This window comes from Paludibaculum fermentans, from assembly GCF_051172195.1.
GTDB classification, from domain to species: Bacteria; Acidobacteriota; Terriglobia; order Bryobacterales; family Bryobacteraceae; genus Paludibaculum; species Paludibaculum fermentans_A.
Map to the genome: position 1 here is coordinate 2,603,605 of NZ_JBPJAQ010000001.1, position 20,985 is coordinate 2,624,589.

Consider the following 20,985-nt stretch of genomic DNA (forward strand, 5'->3'; position numbering starts at 1 on the left):
TTCCCCAGTGACCTAAAGCGGCCCGGTAATCTCGAAACCCGGGCCGCAAGGCTACAATAGAGTATTGGGGTGGCCTTCCCGGCCGCTCCATTTCCGGGAGCCATCACAATTGCGATACCTGCCCCACTCTGACGCCGAGCGGCGTGACATGCTCGACGCTTGCGGACTTAAGTCCCTCAATGACCTCTACGCCCACCTCCCCGCGGAAGCCCTCTTCCCTCGGAGCCTCGACATTCCTGCCGGCAAATCGGAGTACGAAATCTCCGACTACTTCAAGCAGCAGGCCGCCAGGAACGCCAACGGCTACGCCAGCTTCCTCGGTGCCGGGGTTTATTCGCACTACCGGCCCGTCCTCTGCGACGTGGTTGTGAGCCGCGGCGAGTTCCTTACCTCTTACACTCCCTATCAGGCCGAGATCGCCCAGGGGACCCTCACGACGATCTTCGAATTCCAGACCATGGTCTGCCAGCTAACCGGCATGGAGGTCGCCAACGCGTCCATGTACGACGGCTCCACAGCCGTGCCGGAAGCCGCCATGATGGCCACACGTGTCACCGGCCGCCATAAGTTCCTCGTCGCCGCCAATTTGCACCCCGAATACCGCGAAGTGCTCGACACCGCGGCCCGCAATGCCCAATTGCACGTGGAATCCTTTGGCTACGACCCCAAGACCGGCGCCATCGACGTGCCCGCCCTTGAGTCGAAGCTCGACAAGGACATCGCCTGCGTCATCCTCCAGTCGCCGAATTTCTTCGGAATCGTCGAGAACATCAAACAGGCCTCTGAGCTCGCCCACAAGCACGGCGCCCTGCTGGTGGTTGTCTTCTCCGAAGCTGTGTCCCTGGGGTTGGTGGAGCCGCCTCGCGACGCCGATATCGTCGTCGGAGAACTGCAGAGCTTCGCCATCTCGCCCAGCTACGGCGGACCCTTCGCCGGCATCATTGCCACGAAAGAGAAGTACATGCGCCAGATTCCTGGCCGCCTCGTTGGCGAGACAAAAGATGCTGATGGCAATCGCGCCTTCTGCCTCACACTCTCCACTCGTGAACAACACATCCGCCGCGAAAAGGCCACGTCCAACATCTGCACCAATCAGGCCCTCATCGCCCTGATGGCTACGGTCTTCATGAGCGTGTATGGCAAACAGGGCCTCCGCGAGCTCGCTGAACAGAACCTCGCCAAGGCGCATTACCTCGCCAAAGGGCTCGACCTCCCCTTCAGCGGCCCGTTCTTCAACGAAGTGGTCGCCCGCCCCAAGGGTAGGACTCCCGAAGAGGCCAACGCGGCGCTCCTCGACCGGAAGATCATCGGCGGCCTGCCGCTTGGGCGCTTCTTCCCCGAATTGAAAGATTCCATGCTGCTCTGCGCCACCGAGATGTCGAAGCGCGCCGACATCGACGCCGTCAAGGAGGTTCTGCTCTAATGCCCAAGACTCTCGGCAAAATCCGCCCCCATCTCACGCAGAACGAATCCCTGCTCTTCGAACTCTCACATCCGGGCAAAACCGGCTACCAACTCCCGGAACTGGACGTGCCCGCCGTGGACGCCTCCGAAGCCCTGGGCGGCGAAAATGTCCGTGCGGAAATCGAAAACTTCCCGGAAGTCAGCGAAGTGGAGGTGATCCGTCACTTCACCCGCTTGTCCACCTGGAACTACGGCATCGATCTCGGCCTCTTTCCGCTGGGCTCGTGCACGATGAAGTACAACCCGCGTATCAACGAAGCCGTGGCCCGGATTGAAGGCCTCGCCTGGGCCCATCCCTACCAGCCCGAGTCCCTCTCCCAGGGCGTCATGGAGATCGCCGCCGTCCTCGAACATTACCTCGGTGAGATCTTCGGCATGGACGCCGTCACCCTTCAGCCCGCCGCTGGGGCGCATGGCGAGTATACCGGCATCATGCTCATTCGGGCCTATCTCGAGTCCCTGGGTAATCCGCGCAAAAAGGTCCTGGTCCCCGACTCCGCCCACGGCACCAATCCGGCCACCGCGATCATCGCCGGCTACGAAGTCGCCACGCTCAAGTCCAATGAGCAGGGCATGATCGACCCCGCAGTGCTCGAAGCCGCCGTCGACGACACAGTCGCCGCCATGATGATCACCAACCCCAACACGGTCGGTGTCTTCGAAGAAAACATCGTCAAGATCGCTGGCATCCTCCATGCCAAGGGCGCCCAGGTCTATATGGACGGCGCCAATCTCAACGCGCTGGTCGGCGTCGCCCGGCCCGGCGACTTCGGCATCGACGTCCTCCACTCCAACCTCCACAAAACGTTCTCCACGCCTCACGGCGGTGGCGGTCCTGGCGCCGGCGCTGTCGGCGTCAAGTCGCACCTGGAACCTTTCCTGCCCACCCCGCGCCTCCGTCAGGCCAATGGCCAGTGGACCTGGGATTACAACTGTCCCCAATCCATCGGCCGCGTCCGTGCTTACTATGGCAACTTCGGAGTCCTGGTCCGTGCCTTGGCCTACATCATGGCCCACGGCGGCCCCGGCCTCCGCAACGCCACCCTCGATGCGCTGCTGAACGCCAACTACCTGCGCGCCAGGCTCGCGCCTTACTTCCAGATCGCCTATGACGCGCCCTCGATGCACGAGTGCGTGTTCGAGGACACTCGTCAGGAAGCTAAAGGCGTGCGTACCGGCGATATTGCCAAACGCCTCATCGACTACGGCTTCCATCCCTATACCGTGAGCTTCCCCATGATCGTGCACGGCGCGCTCATGATTGAACCCACGGAAACGGAATCGAAGCAGGAACTCGACTCCTTCTGCGATTCGCTCATCGCCATCTCCGACGAGATCGACACCGATCCCGAGATGGTGAAACACGCGCCCTACATGACCCGCACTTCCCGTGTGGACGAAGTCACCGCGGCGCGCAAACCGATTGTTCGCTGGAAGCCCTAGCGCTCCCTGCATGGCGGCCGGAGCGGAAGTCCTTTGTCGCCCCTGGCAGGGTGGCATCGAACCCGGCGTGTCCGCTCCGGTCTCACAACTCTTTGGACGGCGGAGCCCTGCTTTTGATAGCTCAGCCCGCCGCTCAACGTTTTCCCTGAATCTGCCTGATTGCCGTCGTCGCCGTGGCCTGTACGCGCGGGATCTTCTCCAACTCGGCCAGCATCGGTAGTGCCTTCGTCGCATCCGCACCAATCCCACCTAACGCGATCGCCACACTGCGCTGCACGTGCGCGTCTTCTCCTTTTACCTGGCCCGCTTCGATCAACGCGTCCATCACCGCGACAGCGCCATGGCCTTGCCTGGCGATCGCGTCGGCCGCCGTCATGCGGACGCCCGTATCCCGGTCTTTCAACGCTGCGGCCAAGGCCGGCAGAGCCTCTCTCGCGCCGACTCCCAAATCTCGCAACGCCAGCGCGGCCACTCCCCGCTGCACCGGGTCCGGATCCTTCAAGGCGCTGATCAGGCTGGAGACACCCTTTGGCGCCACCGGTGCTTTCACTGCTGCCGGTTGCCCCACCTTGGCCAAGATCAGGCCATCCAGTCCCAGATGATACCCCGTAGCCCGCATATCCTTGCCGGCGCAGATAAACGCCAGCCAGTGCCGGCCCTTCGTGAGCTTCCGCCAGCCCAGCATGCGGTCCTCGGCCACATACAACTCCGGACCCCAGCCGCACAACGCCACCCGGTCACCCATGTTCGCGCCGGGTTCATGTTCCAAATCGCCCATCTCCATCACCGGAGCCCCATCCAGCTGGGTTCGGTAGTCCCCATAATCCGGAGCGTGAGCCACCTGCGCCACAATCTCGTAGTAGCCGTCTTCTTCGACATCCAACGGGATCTCCAGCCGAGAGCCTGGCCCCTCTGCTTGGAAGTACAGCAAATCGCGAGACCAGAAGACCTCCTTCTGGATCTCCATGTGGCCCTTCTCCGTGCGCACCTCCCCGGCCAGCGACTCGGCTTCGATCTGCCGCGCATTCCCGTGCGGCAGCCGCGCCGAACCATACGGTGGTTCCGGCAGACCATGCGCCACGCCCACCTGATACCAGAACGCAACGGAGGAGAAAAGATCCGCCCGCTCCTCGAACGCCGACCGCACCGTGCCGTTCTCGTTGTACGTCCAGCCACCGTGCTCAAACACGAACCGCAGACTCTTCTGGAACGGAATCGGATCCCGCACATGCCACCGATAGGCCGACATTCGCGATCCGCGTCCGGTCCCCTCGGCCGTCGTTACGCCCCAGTAAGGACTATCGCCAACCCTCAAGCTCCACGCATCGTTGAAGTAGTCCTCAGTGCCTGTGCCCTGGATGGAAGCCGTCTTCTCGCCATCGATGAACAGATGCTCATCGCCCTCGCCAAACCACCCGGGCGCCACCTGGATCACGTTGAGCAACGTGCCCACATACTGCCCGCGGCCTGTCACCGACAGCACCTCGTATGGCTGCCCAGCCTGGGCTGGCAACTCCTGCCGGTACCACGCATGGAAATAGCCGATGTCCGCCGCCAGCGGCCGCTTCTCCCAATCCACGTGGTAGTAGAGGTTGGAAACCCGGCGGCGGCCTTCATTCGTGATCGTTATCTTGCACGCCTTCCGGAAGGGCATCGCCCAGTAAGAGTTGCGCGACCGGCCCTCTGAGCCATTTACCACCATCAGTGAACGCAGCGACCGCTCGTGCCCCAGTCCGACGCCAAAGAAATCGCCCACCGGCACGTCCACGCTCGGCGTGGCGCTGTGGTCGTAGTAGACCCTCAGCCGCAGCAGTCGCGGCCACGCGTATTCGTTCGCAGCGATGGTCAGCCAGATGTGCTGCACCACCCCCGGCCCTTCCAGGTCGGCCAGCACGACCGTCTCACCAGGAATCGGCCGCTTGCTGTCGTCGTTGCTCGTGAGATCGGTATTGTTACTCGACGACCGTAACGCGCGCCCTTCGTGGATTCGCGCCAAATCAAGGGAATCCTGCGCCCACAACACAGCACTCCAAACACAGAACACCGCCAGCACTCGCATAGAGCCTCCTGCCGCGCTTGCATCCGGCCATACCCGGCCTTCGCTGAGTCAGAATGCTATCACGGCGCACAGGCGCGCTCTCAGCCCTGCTCCGCCCCCACTAGCATCTCCTGGCAGACCTCGCCCAGGATGCGCGTCCACGCCGCCCGAACGTCATCGTCAAAATCGGGCTGCATCGCCTGGGCCAGCGCCCATAGTAGAGCCGTGCTCACCGTTTGGTAGTGCTCCGGCCGCACGCCGTAATCGACGTGCCGGCGTCCCAGGTCCCTCAGTGTCGGCCGTAGCTGCTCCAGCCGGTCGGCACTCTCCACTACCAGCGCCAGCGTGTCCATCAACTTGACGGATTGTGCCTTGAAATCGACGTGGAATAATCCGCGTAGCGTCGGGTCCAGGTCGAACAGCCGACCATAGAACAGCATCGCTGTCGGGGTCGACACCTCCCGGATCAACTCAAAGCTATCGCGGACCAGTTGTGCGTCCTGCCGCATTACTTCCCTTTCAATGCCTTCTCCACCCGCAGCATCTCGTCCTTGTGATAGCGCGTGAATCCGGGCTTGTCCTGCAGTTCCTGAAACTGAGCCAGCGCCTTCTCCCGCCAACGCCGCGCATCCGCCGCCCGGTGCAACTTCTCGTAGGTCGACGCCAAACCTGAATAAGCCCGGGGCGCCAGCGCTCGCTGCGGTACTCCGGCGCCCTTCGCTGTGCTCAACTTCTCTGCTACCGTCACCGCCTGGTTGGCGTACTGCAGCGCCGTCTCGCTCTCACCGCGCCCCGCGGCAGACTCCGCCAGCTTCCTGCCGGTCGTAATGTAAATCCGGTAATACGGCAGCATCTCGCCCAGGTGCTTGCCCGCGAGCTGATGGCTCACCAGGAATTCCTGGTCGGCTTCCTTTGTCCGGCCCGCACCCAGGAGTACATCCCCCAGTTGCTCGTGCAGCGCCGCCAGATTCACCACGATATTGATATTGGCCGGACTGTTCTTCGAAGCCTGCTCCAGCAGGCCCGCCGCCTTCCGGAACAGCACCACCTGCTCCTCCGCGCTCTGCGCCGGCAGCGCCGCCGTCCGCATCGTCGCCATGCCGTAGTCGAACAAACTGCCCTGATCCGAGGGGTTGCTCTCGTGCAGGCTTCCGGCGATCTCCATCATCTTGCGGAAGGCGGCCAGCGCACCCGCCTTGTCGCCGAGATTCGGGTAGTTCGGATTGCCCTTCACGTCGCCCAGGTGGCTGTACGCCAGCATGCGCTGCCGCTGATGGTCAATGTTCGTTGGTTCCGCCTGGCAGATTTTCTCCCAGGCGTCCGCTGAAACCTGAAACTTCCGCACGGCCGCTTCCAGTTGGTTCACACCGGCCAAAGCCATGCCGTAGCCGGCATTCGAGGCCGCCACCGAGGCCTGCAGCCCCCGGTCACCGGGATTCGCGTTCAACGCGTCTTCCAGCAATCCCAATGCCTGCTTCTCGCTCTCCAGCGACTCCTGCGATTTGCCGTTTTCCCGATACACGCGGCTGATCGAATCGTAAATGCCGGCCAGGCTGCGCCGCGCCTGGTTGTTTAGTCCGCTCCTCGCCAGCTCGTCACCGATTTTCACGGCTTCCTGATACACCCGCAGCGCTTCAGCCTTGTGACCGGTATAACTTTCCAGGTTGCCCAGTCGCTGGTAGATGCGCAGGCGCGCCTGGCCCGCTGCTCCGTTGTTCGGCAGCCCCTCTAAGGTAGACAAGGCCTTGCGGAAACTCGCTTGCGCGCCCGTCGTGTCACCGTTGTGCGAGCCCAGGATGTTGCCTTGTACTTCGCCCATCCGCTCGTAAGCCCCCGCCAGTTCCACACGCAGGTCCCCATCGTCCCGGGCCGATGCTGACAGGTTGTCCAGATACTCCATGCCCGTCCGCACAATCGCTTCCCGCGCCGGCAGGGATCCAGGCAACGGCTTCACTCTGTCATACACGTCGAAAATCAGTGCATTCGCCAGCTTCCGGGTCTGCCCGAACCGCTGCCGCGCCACCGCGGCCTCGTGTGCCGAAACGATGACACCCCCGGTCAACGCCGCTGCCACGGCAAATCCGGCCGCCAGGACGCCCCGGTTCCTCAATACGAATTTCCGGGCACGGTAGGTTACCGTATCCGGCCGCGCCGTAATTGGCCGGTTGTCCAGGTGCCGCCGGATGTCGTTTCCAAACTGTTCGACTGAGTGGTACCGCCTGGACGGCTCCTTCTGCATCGCCCGCCCGATGATCGTATCCAGATCCCCGGCCAACTGCCGGGCCCGGGTCTTGTCACTGACCAGTGTGCTCGGCCGCCGGATCTCCTCCTCGCAGATCGCCCGCTCCAGCATCTGCGGCGAGTACTTCTCGATCAGGTGCGGACGCGTGCCCGTCAGCAACTCGAACATCACCGCGCCCAATGAGTAGATATCGCTGGCCACCGTGATCGGTTCTCCGCGTACCTGCTCTGGACTCGCATAGTCCGGCGTCATCATCGCCGCGCCCGTCACTGTCTCTCCCTCACCCGGCTCGTGCAGCAGCAGTTTGCAGATCCCGAAATCCAGCAGCTTCGGAGTGCCCGTCCTATCCACTAGGATGTTGCCCGGCTTCAGGTCCCGGTGGACCACCAGATTCTGATGCGCGTGGGCGACCGCCGCGCAGACCTGCAGGTAGAGCCGCAGCAACGCATCTACACCCAGCTTGTGTTCTTCGCAGTAGGTGTTGATGGGTACCCCGTCCACCCGTTCCATCACAATGAAGGGCAGTCCCTCGTCCGTCGTCCCGCTGTCCAGCAGTCGCGCGATGTTCGGGTGCTGCAGCCGAGCCAGCGTCTGGCGCTCACGCCGGAATCGCGCCAGGAAGAACTCCGTGTCCATCCCCTGCCGCACCAGCTTGATCGCGACTTCACCCTGGTACTGGTCGTCCGCCCGCTCCGCCAGGTAAACCGTGCCCATCCCGCCCCGGCCCAATTCCCGCACCAGCCGGTACGGCCCAATCCGCCGCGTCTCCGGCGCTGCCCGGCGGGAGTGCAGCTCCAGCACCGCCCCCGCCACCTCCTGCTCCACAAACCCCTGGGCCGCTTCGTCACTGTCCAGCAGCGCCAACACTTCAGTCCGCAGTTCCGCGTCGCCCGCGCACTGCTCGTCCAGCCAGCGCGCGCGCTCCGCCTTCGGCAGTTCCACTGCCTCGTTAAACAGCTCTTCTACGCGCTTCCAGTTGTCAGGTCCCATCATCCAGCCGTCTAGGCCGGCGTCCGGCTCATCTCTCTATGCAGCCATGCCTCGGCCAGCCTCTGCTCCCGCCCAACGGTAGCCACCGAAATCCCCAGTGCGTTCGCTGTCTCGTCAACCGTCATCCCGCCGAAGAAACGCAGCTCGATTACCTTGGCCTTCCGCTCATCCACAATCGCCAGTTGATTCAGCGCATCGTCGAGCGCAATCACCCCTGCACTACGCTCCGGTGACATCGATAACGCCTCATCCAGTGGGACATTGACCATGCCTCCGCCGCGCTTCTCACTCCGGTGCTTCCTGGCATTGTCCACCAGGATCTGTCTCATCAGATGCGCCGCCACGCCAAAAAAATGCGACCGGCTCTGCCAGTCCGGCACATCCTGCGCCACCAGCTTCAGATAGGCTTCATGCACCAGGGCCGTCGGCTGCAGTGTCGCCGCATTCCGTTCCAGCCGCAGATAGCGCTCTGCCAGATTGTGTAATTCCCTATAAACAATGGGGGTAAGCAGGTCCAGCGCTTCTTTGTTCCCTTGGCCCCAGTCCACAAGAAGCTTCGTCACCTGTTCCCGGGCAGATCCACCGGGCAAATTGACCATAGCCCATTCTAGACGTGAAAAATATTTTCATCCATTGGTACGTTTCGCCGGTCGTTTGCGCAGATCTATATGAGAGCGAAAATATGCTGCCCCGGACTGGAAGTCGCGTCCATTGCTCTCCTTCGGTGGGCTCTGCCCCACTAGGCGCTCGGAGGCAGCTAACCCAGGATTCGGCTGGCACCCCCGCCCGGACCTAGATTACTCGGAGCTAAGACCATGACGTCTCGTCAGAAATCTCTGGTGCAGGCAAGCTACGCGGCCCTGAAGCCGATCTCAATCGAAGCCGGGGTCATCTTTTTCCACCGGTTGTTCGCCGTGGAACCGTCCCTCCGCTACGTCTTCTGCGCTCCTGTGGAGGAGCAGGCGCAGAAGCTCATGCGTGTGATTGCCGTGGCTGTCCGCAGCCTCGACTTTATGGACAACTCGACGAACACCTCCACCCCAGGCGCCGGCGAGCATATCCCCGATGCGGTCGGCGCCTGTCTTTTGTGGACCCTGCAACAGGCTTTAGGCGAAAAGTTTACCTCCGAAGTCCGCGAAGCCTGGCTGTCCCTCTGCGGCCTCGTATCGTCCACCCTCCAACGCGGCGCCATGGCGTCTCTGGTGGCCGGAAGGTGCTGATCATGAATCGCATCCACAAGGCACTCCGCCAGTCCGTTCGCCAGCACCTCGTCGAAGGCCAGTTGGATGAGGCCGAGGAGCTCTGCCGCGAATCCCTCCTCATCCTCGAGGAGTTTTGCCCTGTTCATACCGACGTCGTCAGCGCGCTCTGCCGCCTCGGCTGGATTCTCGATCGCCGTCAGGAATGGACCGAAGCCCTCGAATGCGCCGAACGCGCCGAGGAGATCCTGGACGAACTCGGCGAATCGACACCGCGCCCGCTGCGGGACAACCTGTTGTTCGAGACCCTCACTCTGCACGGCGTCGCCCTCCGGCAGTTGGGCCGCTATCGCCAGGCCGAGGTGTGTTTCCAGCGCGTCTTCACCGTGGCCGAAGCCAACCGCGACGTCCCCGATCAGCTAGTCACGGCCTGCAACAACCTGGCTCAGAACTACAAACTCGCCGGCAATCTGGAACAAGCCGCCTGCTTCTACGGCCTCGCGATTCTCTTTGCTTCCCGGGCCTTCGGTGAAGTGAACGCCCTCACCGCCGCCATGTGTTACCACCTGGCCTCCCTCCAGTGGTCCCGAGGCCGCTTCCAGGAAGGACTCACGCCTGCGCGCCAGTCCTGGGAGATGCGCCGCACCCTGCTCGGCGACGCCCATCCCGACACTGTCGCGGCCGAAGCCGTACTCCTTCAGCTCCAGTCCGCCATAGAGTCCGAAGCCAAGGCCCGGCCCCGGCGCATCGTCCTCCGCGCCGCTTCCGCCTCTCTTCAACTCAGGACTCAAAACGTGAGTTCCCCCACCCTGCCCAACACCATCACCCTGACTGGCTGCTGCTGCAGCGCCGTCTGACAACCGCCTCCGGTTCACGTAAACTCTGGATCTGGGCTGCCGCCGCAAATTCCGCGCCCTGAGGTCCCTATGTGCCGGTTCGTCTCTACGCTCGCCCTGCTCCTGGCCGCCGTCATCGTCCAGGCCCAGCCCCAGCCGTTCTTTCCCGTCTCGGTCTGGTATGGCGGCGGCAAAGCGCGCGCACCCATGCTCGAATCCGGAGCCCGCGCCAAAAAGGAGCTCTGGCGCCAAGACGTCCGCCAGATCAAAGCACAGGGCTTCAACACACTCCGCGCCTGGATCGACTGGGCCACCGGTGAGCCCGAAGAAAAGAAGTACAATTTCGAGACCCTCGACGTCCTTCTCGAACTCGCCCAGGAGGAAGGGCTCCACCTCCTCGTCCAGGTCTATATGGACTCCGCCCCGCAGTGGCTCGGCGACAAATACCCCGCCGCCCGCTTCGTCTCCGCCGGAGGCCAGGTCGTCCAATCGGAAACTTCCCCAGGCTATTGCCGCGACCATGCCGGCATCCGCGCCGCCGACCGCGTCTTCTACACTGCTCTCGCCAACCACCTCAAACGCAGCCCCGCCTTCCTCGGCTTCGATCTCTGGAGCGAACCCCACGTCATCAACTGGGCTACCCCCGTCTTCATCGATAAACCCGAGTTCTGTTACTGTCCCAATACTCTGGCCCGCTTCCGCGCCTGGCTCCAGAACAAATACGGCTCGCTTGAGCGGCTGAACGCCGCCTGGTACCGTGGCTACCGCTCCTGGGATCAGGTCGAGCCCGGCCGCATGAGCACCATCCTCTCCTTCACCGACTACATCGATTGGAAGGCGTTCATCGTCGACAAACTCGGCGAAGATCTCCACGACCGCGCCGATGCCGTCAAACAAGCAGCCCCCGATCGCCTCGCCACCAGCCACGCTGCCGGAGTCGGCCTCTTCGCCTCGCCCCACCACTGGGAAGGCCAGTCCGACGACTGGTCCATGGCGCCCCAGGTCGACTTCTACGGCACATCCTTCTACCCCAAGCACTCCGCTTTCATCGATCGCGATGTCCCCTGGCGCGCCGCCCTCCTCGACTTCACCCGGTCCTTCGGCTACGACGCCGGCCGCAAGGGCTTCTGGATCGGTGAACTCCAGGGCGGCTTCGGCACAATCGCCCTCAACGTCAGCCCCACCGTCACCCCCGCCGACCTCCGTATCTGGACCTGGTCCGCCCTCGCCCGCGGAGCCAAAGCCATCAATTACTACGCCTGGTACCCCATGAGCTCAGGCTACGAATCCGGCGGCTTCGGCCTCAATCAGCTCGATGGCACAATTACCGAACGAACCCGCGAGGCCGGAGCCATCGCCCGTGTCATCGACCGCAATCAGAAGCTCTTCCTCGATGCCCGCCCGCCCTTGGCCGAGGTCGCCATCATCTACAACCCGCTTGCCCACTTCGTCGGAGGCCGGCAGCGCGCCGCCGTCTATGGGGGACCCCAGGGTGAAGTCGCCGGCATCGAGCGCGACTCCCTCCTCGGCATCCACCGTGCCCTCTTCCCCACCAACGTCTCCGTCGACTACATCCACATCGCCCATCTCTCGCCTGAAAAGCTCCGCCAGTACAAACTGGTCTTCTTCCCTTACCCGCTGATGATGCCGGAAGCCCCCGCAAAGCTCCTCCGTGAATATGTCGCCGCCGGTGGAACGCTTGTCGCCGAAGCCCGTCTCGGCTGGATGAACGAATCCGGCAAAGCCTCCGACCGTATTCCCGGCATGGGCCTCTGGGAGCTGATGGGCTGTCGCGAAGTGGCCATTCAGACCGGCGCCAAAGGCCGAACCACGCTCCGCTGGGACGATACCACCTTCCCCGGACTCAAGCCTGGAGACGAACTGCCTGGCACCTGGTATGAGGAATCCCTGGAGCCGCTAAACCCTGCCGCCCGCACCGTGGCTCGCTTCGCGAACGGCGACCCCGCCGCCATCGCCTCCACCTTCGGCCGTGGCAAAACGTTGATGCTCGGCTCCTATCTCAGCGCTGCCTACCAAAGCAGCCCAACGGCGGCCGCTGCGAACTTCTTCGACAGCCTGCTCGTGTGGAGCGGCGTCGCCCGCCCCATCCAGGCCGCGAATCTGGAAGTCCACACCCTCGAATCCGGAGTCGACCGCCTCGTCTTCGTCTTCAACCACTCCGCCAAGCCCGTAGAGTCTACGATCCGCCTCCGCATGCCCGCCGGTGCATTCCAAGCGATAGACCTGATCGACGCGAGCCTGGTAGCTCTGCAAACCGCGCCGCAGTCGGTCGAATTCCCGGTTCGCCTGGAACCCAACGCCGTCCGAGTCCTCAAACTCTCGCCCCGGCCCTAAGCCAGGACCTCGTCCAATAGGTAGCCCTTTAGCTTCTGGAAATTGTCAGCCCGGCCGCGAGCCGCCGGATCAGCAGCCGCCGCCGGCAATGCCCTGATCTGCTCCTTCAATGGAGCCGCCTTCCGGCCCAACGCCGTTATCGCATTCAGCGCCTGCATCGCCACGTACGCCCCGTTCTTCTCGTAATCCGACAGCCGGATCAACAGCGTCAGCGATGCCTGCAACTCCTCCGCCGTCCCGTACTGTCCCAACGCCTCCGACGCCACAATCGCGGCCGCCGGAGCCGCTCCATCCCGCAGCCCCAGCAATCCAGCACGCGCGGCCTGCGCCTCGTCCGCCCCCTGCATCAATACACCCAAAGCGCCCCAATAACGCACCACCGAATCGGAGTCCTTCATCAGCGCCAGCAGTTCCGCTGTCACCCCCGTCTTCATCGACGAAGCCAGTTGTGCCGCCGCCAGCACTCTCTCCGCCGGATACCTCTTCTCGTCGCGTCCCATCTCATACGGAGCCCCGCCCCGAGCCCGCCCGTGCATCTCGTCTTCCGGCAGCAGCCCCACATCGCGGATCCACCGCTCGTGCGCCACATGCTCTGCCCGCAGCTTCTCCAGAACCGGCCGGTGCTCCGCCGAATCCACTAGATTCTTCACCTCGTCCGGATCCGACCTCAGATCGAACAACTCCTCGGCCGGCTTCTTTTCCCAGAACTTCTTCTGGGCGGCGTTCAGCTTGTCTTCCTTGTATAGCCGCTCCCACACCGGAGTCGTCGGCGTGTCCCACATATACGCCAGGTGCTGCCCGTAGATTTTGTGCGGCATGTAGTTCCGTACGTACACATACCGGTCGTTCCGCACCGATCGCACGCAGTCATACCGCTCGTCCATCCGGCCCCGGAACCCAAAGCTGTACTGCCGCGGAGCCTTCTCGTGCCGCCCCATGAACGCCTGCCCCTGGTGAAACGGCTGCGCCGGCAGTCCCGCCAGGCTGAGCATCGTCGGAGCCAGGTCCACAAAGCTCACGAGCCGGCTGCTCTTGCCGCCCACCGAGTAGTCCTTCGGAGCCAGCGCTTTCCACTTCTCCGGAATCGAGGCGACAATCGATACGTTCAGCCCCGAGTTGTACGGCCACCGCTTGTTGCGCGGCATGCCCGACCCGTGATCTCCAAAGAAGACCACGATCGTGTCGTCGGCCAGCCCATCACTCTGCAGGTCCGCCAGGATGCGGCCCGCCTGCCCATCCATTGTCGTGATGTTGTCGTAATACTGCGCCCAATCGTGCCGCACCTCGGGTGTGTCTGGATGATAAGCCGGGATGCGTGCCTTCGCCGGATCGTGTACCAGCGTGTGCGGCCGCTTCCGGATCTGGCTCTCATGCGTAATCTCCAGGTTGAACACCGAGAAGAACGGCTGCCCGGAAGCCCGCTTCCGCCAATGACCCTGCTTGCTCGATTCGTCCCATGTGCCCGGAGGTTTCTCGAGGTTATAGTCTTCCTTAACGTTGTTGGAGCAGTAGTAGCCCGCGTCCCGCAGATACCCCGGGAACATCTTCCACCCGGCAGGCATCTTCGTCTGGGATCGCATATGCTCTGATCCCGTCGAGGGCGGATACACCCCCGAAATGATGGTGGTCCGCGCCGGAGCGCACACCGGAGCATTCGACCACGCATTCATGTAAATCGACCCGCGAGCCGCCAGTTTGTCGAGATTGGGTGTGACCGAGTAGGCGTCCCCGCAAGCGTGCAGGTGCGGCCCCATATCCTCACAGGTGACCCAAAGAATATTCGGCCGGGACGAATCCGCAGCCCGTGCCGTCACCAGGGAACCGGCGGAAGCCGCAAAAGCGCGTCGAGTCAAAGGCATATGCGTCATGGCGATGCCTACAAACCTATCGCTTCGGTAGGGCGGAAACAACGAGTGGGGGCTGCGTGGTCAGCTCGGCTTTGTGCCGTCGTCAGGCCCTCTGCGTGCCGGTGCTATATTCAGAGAGTGAAGACAATCAGTGCAACATCACGCGCTGCAAAGAACGGTATGCCGACTGATCTGAACACGCCGGAGGCCGTCGAGCATTTCCGCAAAGCGGCACAGGCCTTCACAAAATCCGCCACTGTCTCCCGGGAGGCTGCTCTTGCGGTTCTCGTTAAGGAAGGCATCGCCACCAAGTCGGGGAAGCTGACCAAGCGCTACCGGTAGTTCTCGAGTGCATCGCCTCGCATCCTCCTTTGTCCTCGGCTATCACGGCTGTGACCGTCAGGTTGGAGAGAGCCTCCTGAAGGGCGCTCCGTTCGAGCCGAGCAACAATGAGTACGACTGGCTCGGTCCGGGCATCTACTTCTGGGAAGCGAACCCACGGCGCGGTCTTGAGTTTGCTCACGAATCTTCAAAGCGAAAGCTGTCCTCCATCAACGAGCCATTCGTCGTAGGCGCCGTTGTCGAGTTGGGCCTCTGTCTGGACCTCACCACCTCCAGTGGGGTGGATTGGATGCGCATCGCTTACAAAAGTCTAGTTGAGGTCAGCCTCGCCGCTGGAGTGCCGCTGTCTGCAAACAGTTCCGATCAGCTGCGCCGCAACCTCGACTGCGCGGTTGTTAGACGGCTCCATTCGATCCTTGCGGACCGCAGACTCCCGGCGCCAGACACGATCAAAGGCGTCTTCACTGAGGGCGGCCCCGCCTATCCAGGCGCTGGCTTCCTAGAGAAAACGCATATTCAGATTGCGGTGTGCAATCAGTCGTGCATCAAAGGCGTGTTTCGGGTGCCTGTCGATCAGAGCCGGCCCTAATCCCGCTCCTCCTGAATCAGGCCGCCGGATCCCGCAACAAATCCAAGAACACCTGCGCCGCCCGCGGGAACGTCTTCCGCCGCCGGTGAATGATCCCCAACGGCCGGTTCAACGTACAGTCCAGCGGCACCGTACTCAAACGCCCTTCCGCCACTTCCTCCCGCAACATAGGCGACGGCAGAATCGACACCGCATGGCCCAGGCGCAGTGCCTCTTTCATGCTCTGGATATTGTCGAACCGCATCACAACGTGAACCCGCACCCCGCGCTCCCGCAGGAACCGGTCAATATCCCGGCTGATCGGCAGATCCTCGTCAAAGCCAATGAATTCCGTATTCTCCAGATCGCTGGGATGCACCTTGCTCGCACGCGCCAGCGGATGGTCCGGTGCGCACGTCACCACCATCGGCTCCTCCCGCCAGGGCAGGACAATCACATCGCGTGTCGCTTCCGGATAGCTCAGCAGCCCCAGATCCACCCTCTCGTCCAACACCGCCTGGTAGACCTTCTCCGGCCTCAGGTAGCTGACCTCCAACTGCGCCGCCGGCAGCCGCCGGTAGAATTCCTCTTCCAGCCGCGACATGTCGCTGATCCCCACTGAGTAGATCGCCGCTACCCGCACTGTGCCGCCCGCTCCACCCTTCAACTCCTCCAGCGTCACCAGAAAATCCTGGTTTCGCCGCAGAACGTCCCGCGCAAAATCGTACAGCAATCGCCCCGGTGGCAAAACCTCCAGCGGACGCCGCGACCGGTCCAGCAGCATCGTGCCCAGACAGCGCTCCAATTCCTGCACCGTTTGACTCGCGGCTGATTGGGTAACACCATTCTGCAGCGCGCCCCGGCTGATGCTCCGCGTCTGCACAATGTCTTTGAAAAGTTGGAGTTGCGTCAGATCCACTCGCGCCATCCTAGCATAAGTAGTCCTGATAACGCAACAGCCATATTTTAATTTTGACTGATACAGCGGTAGGGCTTATACTTAAAAAACTTCCCCGAAGAAGCAGGATCACGCCACCATGCAGCCCGAAGACTATCAACCCACCGGATTACCGGCGCCCGCCGGTCTCTACGATCCCAGGAACGAACACGATGCCTGCGGTATCGGCTTCGTAGTCAACATCAAAGGTGTTAAGTCCCACGATATCATCCTCAAAGGTATTCAGATCCTATTGAATCTGACCCACCGTGGCGCATGTGGCTGCGATCCGGATACCGGCGATGGCGCGGGCGTTCTCATCCAGATCCCGCACGAATTCTTCCTCAAAGAGTGCGCCGGCCTCGGCTTCACTCTGCCCGCGCCCGGGGAATATGGCGCAGGCCTCGTTTTCCTGCCTGTCGAACCACAACAGCGCCTCCTCTGCGAAGGCATTATCGAGCGCATCGTGCGCGAGGAAGGCCTCGAGTTTCTCGGTTGGCGCGATACGCCAATCGATATCGAAGCCATCGGCCGCGTCGCCCGCGCCTCCCAGCCTTACATCGAGCAGATCTTCATCCGCCGTGCCTCCGGCATGAGCCAGGACGACCTCGAACGCAAACTCTACGTCGTCCGCAAGCGCATTGAGAAGGAAATTGCCGAGTCCGAGGATGTTCGCGATAAGGGCTTCTTCAGCATCCCTTCGCTCTCCTCCCGCACCATCATCTATAAAGGACTCCTGCTCGCGCCGCAGATCTCCCGCTTCTACAGCGATCTGTCCGACCCCACCTGCATGAGCGCGCTCTGCATGGTGCACCAGCGCTTCTCCACCAACACGTTCCCCACCTGGCAACTGGCCCACCCGTTCCGCTACATCTGCCACAACGGGGAAATCAACACTGTGCGCGGCAACGCCGCCTGGATGGCCGCCCGCCAGCCCATCCTCGAATCGCCGCTGTTTGGGCCTGACATCAAGAAACTGCTGCCCGTGGTCCAGCCCGGCGGTTCAGACTCCGCCACCCTCGACAACGTCGTGGAACTGCTCACCCTGGCAGGCCGCTCCCTGCCGCACGTCATGGCGATGCTCATCCCCGAAGCCTGGGATGCCGACACCACCATGAACCCCGACAAACGGGCGTTCTACGAATACCACGCGTCCCTGATGGAGCCTTGGGATGGCCCCGCCGCCGTCGCGTTCACTGACGGCCGCGTCGTCGGCGCCACCCTCGACCGGAACGGCCTCCGCCCGGCCCGCTATATGGTCACCAAGGATGGCCTGCTCATCGTCTCCTCCGAGACCGGCGTCCTGCCCGTTAAGCCGGAAGATGTGGAGTACAAAGGCCGCCTCCAGCCCGGCAAAATGCTCTTCGTCGACACTACCCAGGGCCGCATCGTCCCCGACGAAGAGATCAAGCGCAGCTTGTGGGAGCGCCAACCCTACGGCAAGTGGATCGAGGATCAGCAAATTCGCCTCGACAGCCTGCCCGCCCCGGCTCGCGTCCACGAAGCGGATCACGACACCGTCCTCATGCGCCAGCGCGCCTTCGGCTATACCGAAGAGGACCTCAGCAAGATCCTCATCCCGATGGCCGAACAGGGCCAGGAACCCGTGGGCTCCATGGGTACCGATACGCCCCTCGCCTGCCTCTCCGACAAGCCGCAGCCCCTGTTCCACTACTTCAAACAGCTCTTCGCCCAGGTCACCAATCCGCCCATCGACCCCATCCGCGAAGAGCTCGTCATGTCGCTCACGTCCTACATCGGCACCGAGCGCAACATCCTCGCCGAGACGCCGCAACACGCCCACACCCTGCGCCTCGACCACCCCATCCTCACGAACTACGACCTCGAGAAACTCCGCCGCGTCAGCTGGGGCGAGTTCCTGGCGACCACCTTGCCCATGCTCTACCGCGTGGAAGGCGGAGGCAAGGAGCTCGAACGCGCCCTCAGCGGCCTCTGCCGCCGCGCCTCACTCGCGATCAAGAACGGCTATACCGTGCTGATCCTCTCCGATCGCGGCGTGGACGAGGAACTCGCGCCCATCCCCTCTCTGCTCGCCCTCAGCGCCGTCCATAACCACCTCGTGCGCGAAGGCACCCGCACCCAGGTCTGCCTCATCATCGAGTCCGGCGAGCCCCGCGAGACGATGCATTTCGCCCTGCTCATCGGCTACGGTGCCTCGGCGGTCAACCCCTATCTCGCGATCGAGACCCTCGAAAACCTCGACAAGCGCGGCTATCTGCCGCCCGGCATCACCTTCGAGAAGGCCCTCAAACATTACAAGAAAGCCATCAACAAGGGGCTGCTCAAAATCTTCTCCAAGATGGGCATCTCCACCTTGCAGAGCTATCGCGGCGCCCAGGTCTTTGAGGCCGTCGGCCTCAGCAAGTCGCTCATCGACAAGTACTTCACCGGCACCTCCTCGCGCATCGAAGGCATCGGCCTCGACGTCATCTCGGAAGAGGCCAACCGCAAACACAAATTCGCCTTCACGCCGCTCTCCGATTCTGAGACCGAACTGGATGTCGGCGGCGCCTATCACGTGCGCACCCGCGGCGAATACCACCTCATCAACTCGATCACCGTCTCCAAGTTGCAGCACGCCGTCAACAACAACAGCTACGCCAACTATCAGGAGTACGCCGACCATATCAACGGCCAGAACAAGCAGTTGGCCACCCTCCGTGGGCTCATGCAGTTCAAATGGGCCTCTCAGCCACTGCCCATCGATGCCGTCGAACCGGCCGCCGAAATCGTCAAGCGCTTCGCCTCCGGCGCCATGAGCTACGGCTCCATCTCCCGCGAGGCGCACGAAACGCTCGCCATCGCCATGAACCGCATGGGCGGTAAATCCAATACCGGTGAAGGCGGCGAGGACGAAGCCCGCTTCCTGCCCGATGCCAATGGCGATTGGCGCCGTTCCGCCATCAAGCAGGTGGCCTCCGGCCGCTTCGGCGTCACCGCCAACTACCTCGTCAACGCCGACGAACTCCAGATCAAGATCGCCCAGGGCGCCAAGCCCGGTGAAGGTGGCCAGTTGCCCGGCCACAAGGTGGACGAGGTGATCGCCCGCGTCCGCCACTCCACGCCCGGCGTCGGCCTCATCTCCCCGCCGCCGCACCACGACATTTACTCCATTGAGGATCTGGCCCAGCTCATCTACGACCTCAAGAACGTCAATCCGGAAGCCCGCATCTCAGTGAAACTTGTCGCCGAAGTCGGGGTCGGCACCGTCGCCGCCGGCGTCTCCAAAGCGCACGCCGACGTCGTCCTCATCTCCGGTGACACGGGCGGCACCGGCGCCAGCCCGCTGACATCCATCAAACATGCCGGCGCCCCCTGGGAACTGGGCCTCGCCGAAACCCAACAGGTGCTGGTCATGAACGACCTGCGCTCCCGCATCCGCGTGCAGACCGACGGCAAGCTCCAGACCGGCCGCGATGTCGCCATCGCTGCCCTTCTGGGCGCCGAGGAGTTCGGCTTCTCCACCATGCCGCTCATCGCCATGGGCTGCATCATGATGCGCAAGTGCCACCTCAATACCTGCCCCGTCGGCATCGCCACCCAGGACCCCAAACTGCGCGCGAAGTTCACCGGCACACCCGAGGCGGTCATTAACTTCTTCTTCTTCATCGCCGAAGAGATGCGCCAGATCATGGCCCGCCTCGGCTTCCGCACTGTCGATGAGATGGTCGGCCGCGTCGACCGCCTCGAAATGCGTCAGGCCCTCGACCACTGGAAAGCCAAGGGCATCGACCTCTCGTCGATCTTCTACAACCCGCCCGCCCCCAGCCGTGTCGCCCGCCGCTGCACCACCAAGCAGGATCACGGCATCGAAGAAGCCCTCGACTACAAGCTCATTGAGCATGCCGCCGACGCCATCGACCACGGCACGCCCGTCGAGTTCAAACTGCCCGTCAAAAACGTCCACCGTACCGTCGGCGCTATGCTCTCCGGTGCCATCGCCAAGAAATACGGCTCCGCCGGACTTCCTGACGACACCATCAAGTTCAACTTCACCGGCTCGGCCGGCCAGAGCTTCGGCGCCTTCCTCGCCAACGGCGTGACCCTCACCCTGGAAGGCGACGCCAACGACTACGTCGGCAAAGGCCTGTCCGGCGGCCGCATCGTGGTCTACCCGCCGCGCAACTCCACCTTCATTCCCGAGGACAATATCCTCATCGGAAATGTGGTCCTCTACGGCGCCACCACCGGCGAAGCCTTCTTCAACGGCATGGCCGGCGAACGCTTCGCGGTCCGCAACTCCGGCGCCACCGCTGTTGTCGAAGGCGTCGGTGATCACGGCTGCGAATACATGACCAAGGGGCTCGTCGTCGTCCTCGGCAAGACTGGCAAGAACTTCGCTGCCGGCATGTCCGGCGGCATCGCCTATGTTCTTGATATGAATGGCGATTTCCGCTCGCGCCTCTGCAACACGGCGAGCGTCGACATCGATCCCATGACTGAGTCGCACGACGTCGACATGGTGCGCCACCTCGTCGAAAAGCATTCCGAGCTCACCGGCTCCCCGCGCGCGAAGTGGATCCTCGATAACTGGTACGCCATGCTGCCTAAGTTCGTTAAAGTCTTCCCACATGAGTACAAACGGGTGATGGGTGCGCCGCGCACCGCGGACATGCCGAAAGTCACACTCCGGCGTCCCGTCGAGCCCAACCCTTCGGAGGTGGCCCGTGCGTAAGACAGTGTGCCCCGATCAAATCTGCTGC

General features: G+C 62.8%; 14 protein-coding genes. 8 read left to right on the forward strand and 6 right to left on the reverse strand.

Features of this window, described 5'->3' with window-relative positions; translation table 11 throughout:
- Window positions 1–109 precede the first annotated feature (109 nt).
- Together gcvPA and gcvPB are read left to right on the forward strand one after the other, a co-directional pair.
- A complete protein-coding gene (gene gcvPA / locus ACR9Y2_RS10670; RefSeq protein ID WP_435041212.1) occupies window positions 110–1,423 on the forward strand; it encodes an aminomethyl-transferring glycine dehydrogenase subunit GcvPA in 1,314 nt (437 codons plus the stop codon).
- A complete protein-coding gene (gcvPB, locus tag ACR9Y2_RS10675) occupies window positions 1,423–2,907 on the forward strand; it encodes an aminomethyl-transferring glycine dehydrogenase subunit GcvPB (protein ID WP_435041214.1) in 1,485 nt (494 codons plus the stop codon). The genes gcvPA and gcvPB overlap by 1 nt, the downstream gene beginning before the upstream one ends.
- A 133-nt stretch (window positions 2,908–3,040) precedes the next feature.
- On the opposite strand, the gene ACR9Y2_RS10680 is transcribed toward gcvPB, so the two are convergent.
- The 4 genes from ACR9Y2_RS10680 to ACR9Y2_RS10695 all read right to left on the reverse strand — a co-directional run bounded on the left by ACR9Y2_RS10680 (window position 3,041) and on the right by ACR9Y2_RS10695 (window position 8,776).
- Complete coding sequence (locus ACR9Y2_RS10680) at window positions 3,041–4,966, reverse strand: DUF2961 domain-containing protein (protein WP_435041216.1); 1,926 nt, start codon at window positions 4,964–4,966, stop codon at window positions 3,041–3,043.
- Between the two features lie 80 nt (window positions 4,967–5,046).
- Complete coding sequence (locus ACR9Y2_RS10685) at window positions 5,047–5,454, reverse strand: globin domain-containing protein (RefSeq protein ID WP_435041218.1); 408 nt, start codon at window positions 5,452–5,454, stop codon at window positions 5,047–5,049.
- Window positions 5,454–8,180, reverse strand: a complete 2,727-nt coding sequence (locus tag ACR9Y2_RS10690) for a protein kinase domain-containing protein (protein WP_435041220.1) — start codon at window positions 8,178–8,180, stop codon at window positions 5,454–5,456. The genes ACR9Y2_RS10685 and ACR9Y2_RS10690 overlap by 1 nt, the downstream gene beginning before the upstream one ends.
- 8 nt (window positions 8,181–8,188) lie before the next feature.
- Window positions 8,189–8,776, reverse strand: a complete 588-nt coding sequence (locus ACR9Y2_RS10695; RefSeq protein WP_435041221.1) for a sigma-70 family RNA polymerase sigma factor — start codon at window positions 8,774–8,776, stop codon at window positions 8,189–8,191.
- A gap of 216 nt (window positions 8,777–8,992) precedes the next feature.
- Here ACR9Y2_RS10695 and ACR9Y2_RS10700 point away from each other — a divergent pair, with 216 nt between their 5' ends.
- The 3 genes from ACR9Y2_RS10700 (at window position 8,993) to ACR9Y2_RS10710 (ending at window position 12,567) form a co-directional block, all read left to right on the forward strand.
- The gene (locus tag ACR9Y2_RS10700; RefSeq protein ID WP_435041222.1) at window positions 8,993–9,397 is read left to right on the forward strand and encodes a globin family protein; all 405 of its coding nucleotides are present in this window, start codon (window positions 8,993–8,995) and stop codon (window positions 9,395–9,397) included.
- Between the two features lie 2 nt (window positions 9,398–9,399).
- Entirely contained in the window at window positions 9,400–10,233 is an 834-nt protein-coding gene (locus ACR9Y2_RS10705) for a tetratricopeptide repeat protein (protein ID WP_435041224.1), read from the forward strand.
- 69 nt (window positions 10,234–10,302) lie between these two features.
- Entirely contained in the window at window positions 10,303–12,567 is a 2,265-nt protein-coding gene (locus ACR9Y2_RS10710) for a beta-galactosidase (protein ID WP_435041225.1), read from the forward strand.
- Here ACR9Y2_RS10710 and ACR9Y2_RS10715 read toward each other — a convergent pair.
- The gene (locus ACR9Y2_RS10715; protein WP_435041227.1) at window positions 12,564–14,420 is read right to left on the reverse strand and encodes a sulfatase family protein; all 1,857 of its coding nucleotides are present in this window, start codon (window positions 14,418–14,420) and stop codon (window positions 12,564–12,566) included. The genes ACR9Y2_RS10710 and ACR9Y2_RS10715 overlap by 4 nt on opposite strands.
- 174 nt (window positions 14,421–14,594) lie before the next feature.
- Between ACR9Y2_RS10715 and ACR9Y2_RS10720 the strand changes: the two genes are divergently transcribed.
- Entirely contained in the window at window positions 14,595–14,756 is a 162-nt protein-coding gene (locus tag ACR9Y2_RS10720) for a hypothetical protein (RefSeq protein WP_435041229.1), read from the forward strand.
- Window positions 14,757–14,763: 7 nt separating this feature from the next.
- Complete coding sequence (locus ACR9Y2_RS10725) at window positions 14,764–15,345, forward strand: hypothetical protein (protein ID WP_435041230.1); 582 nt, start codon at window positions 14,764–14,766, stop codon at window positions 15,343–15,345.
- Between the two features lie 16 nt (window positions 15,346–15,361).
- Here ACR9Y2_RS10725 and ACR9Y2_RS10730 read toward each other — a convergent pair whose 3' ends face one another.
- Entirely contained in the window at window positions 15,362–16,252 is an 891-nt protein-coding gene (locus tag ACR9Y2_RS10730; RefSeq protein ID WP_435041232.1) for a LysR family transcriptional regulator, read from the reverse strand.
- A gap of 109 nt (window positions 16,253–16,361) precedes the next feature.
- Here ACR9Y2_RS10730 and gltB point away from each other — a divergent pair, with 109 nt between their 5' ends.
- Complete coding sequence (gltB, locus tag ACR9Y2_RS10735) at window positions 16,362–20,957, forward strand: glutamate synthase large subunit (protein WP_435041233.1); 4,596 nt, start codon at window positions 16,362–16,364, stop codon at window positions 20,955–20,957.
- Window positions 20,958–20,985: the final 28 nt, after the last annotated feature.

Excerpts from the sequence above, each read along its gene's own strand:
- gcvPB (WP_435041214.1), top strand. The coding sequence starts at position 1,423 with ATGCCCAAGACTCTCGGCAAAATCCGCCCCCATCTCACGCAGAACGAA.
- ACR9Y2_RS10680 (WP_435041216.1), bottom strand. The coding sequence starts at position 4,966 with ATGCGAGTGCTGGCGGTGTTCTGTGTTTGGAGTGCTGTGTTGTGGGCG.
- ACR9Y2_RS10685 (WP_435041218.1), bottom strand. The coding sequence starts at position 5,454 with ATGCGGCAGGACGCACAACTGGTCCGCGATAGCTTTGAGTTGATCCGG.
- ACR9Y2_RS10690 (WP_435041220.1), bottom strand. The coding sequence starts at position 8,180 with ATGATGGGACCTGACAACTGGAAGCGCGTAGAAGAGCTGTTTAACGAG.
- ACR9Y2_RS10695 (WP_435041221.1), bottom strand. The coding sequence starts at position 8,776 with ATGGTCAATTTGCCCGGTGGATCTGCCCGGGAACAGGTGACGAAGCTT.
- ACR9Y2_RS10700 (WP_435041222.1), top strand. The coding sequence starts at position 8,993 with ATGACGTCTCGTCAGAAATCTCTGGTGCAGGCAAGCTACGCGGCCCTG.
- ACR9Y2_RS10705 (WP_435041224.1), top strand. The coding sequence starts at position 9,400 with ATGAATCGCATCCACAAGGCACTCCGCCAGTCCGTTCGCCAGCACCTC.
- ACR9Y2_RS10710 (WP_435041225.1), top strand. The coding sequence starts at position 10,303 with ATGTGCCGGTTCGTCTCTACGCTCGCCCTGCTCCTGGCCGCCGTCATC.
- ACR9Y2_RS10720 (WP_435041229.1), top strand. The coding sequence starts at position 14,595 with ATGCCGACTGATCTGAACACGCCGGAGGCCGTCGAGCATTTCCGCAAA.
- ACR9Y2_RS10730 (WP_435041232.1), bottom strand. The coding sequence starts at position 16,252 with ATGGCGCGAGTGGATCTGACGCAACTCCAACTTTTCAAAGACATTGTG.
- gltB (WP_435041233.1), top strand. The coding sequence starts at position 16,362 with ATGCAGCCCGAAGACTATCAACCCACCGGATTACCGGCGCCCGCCGGT.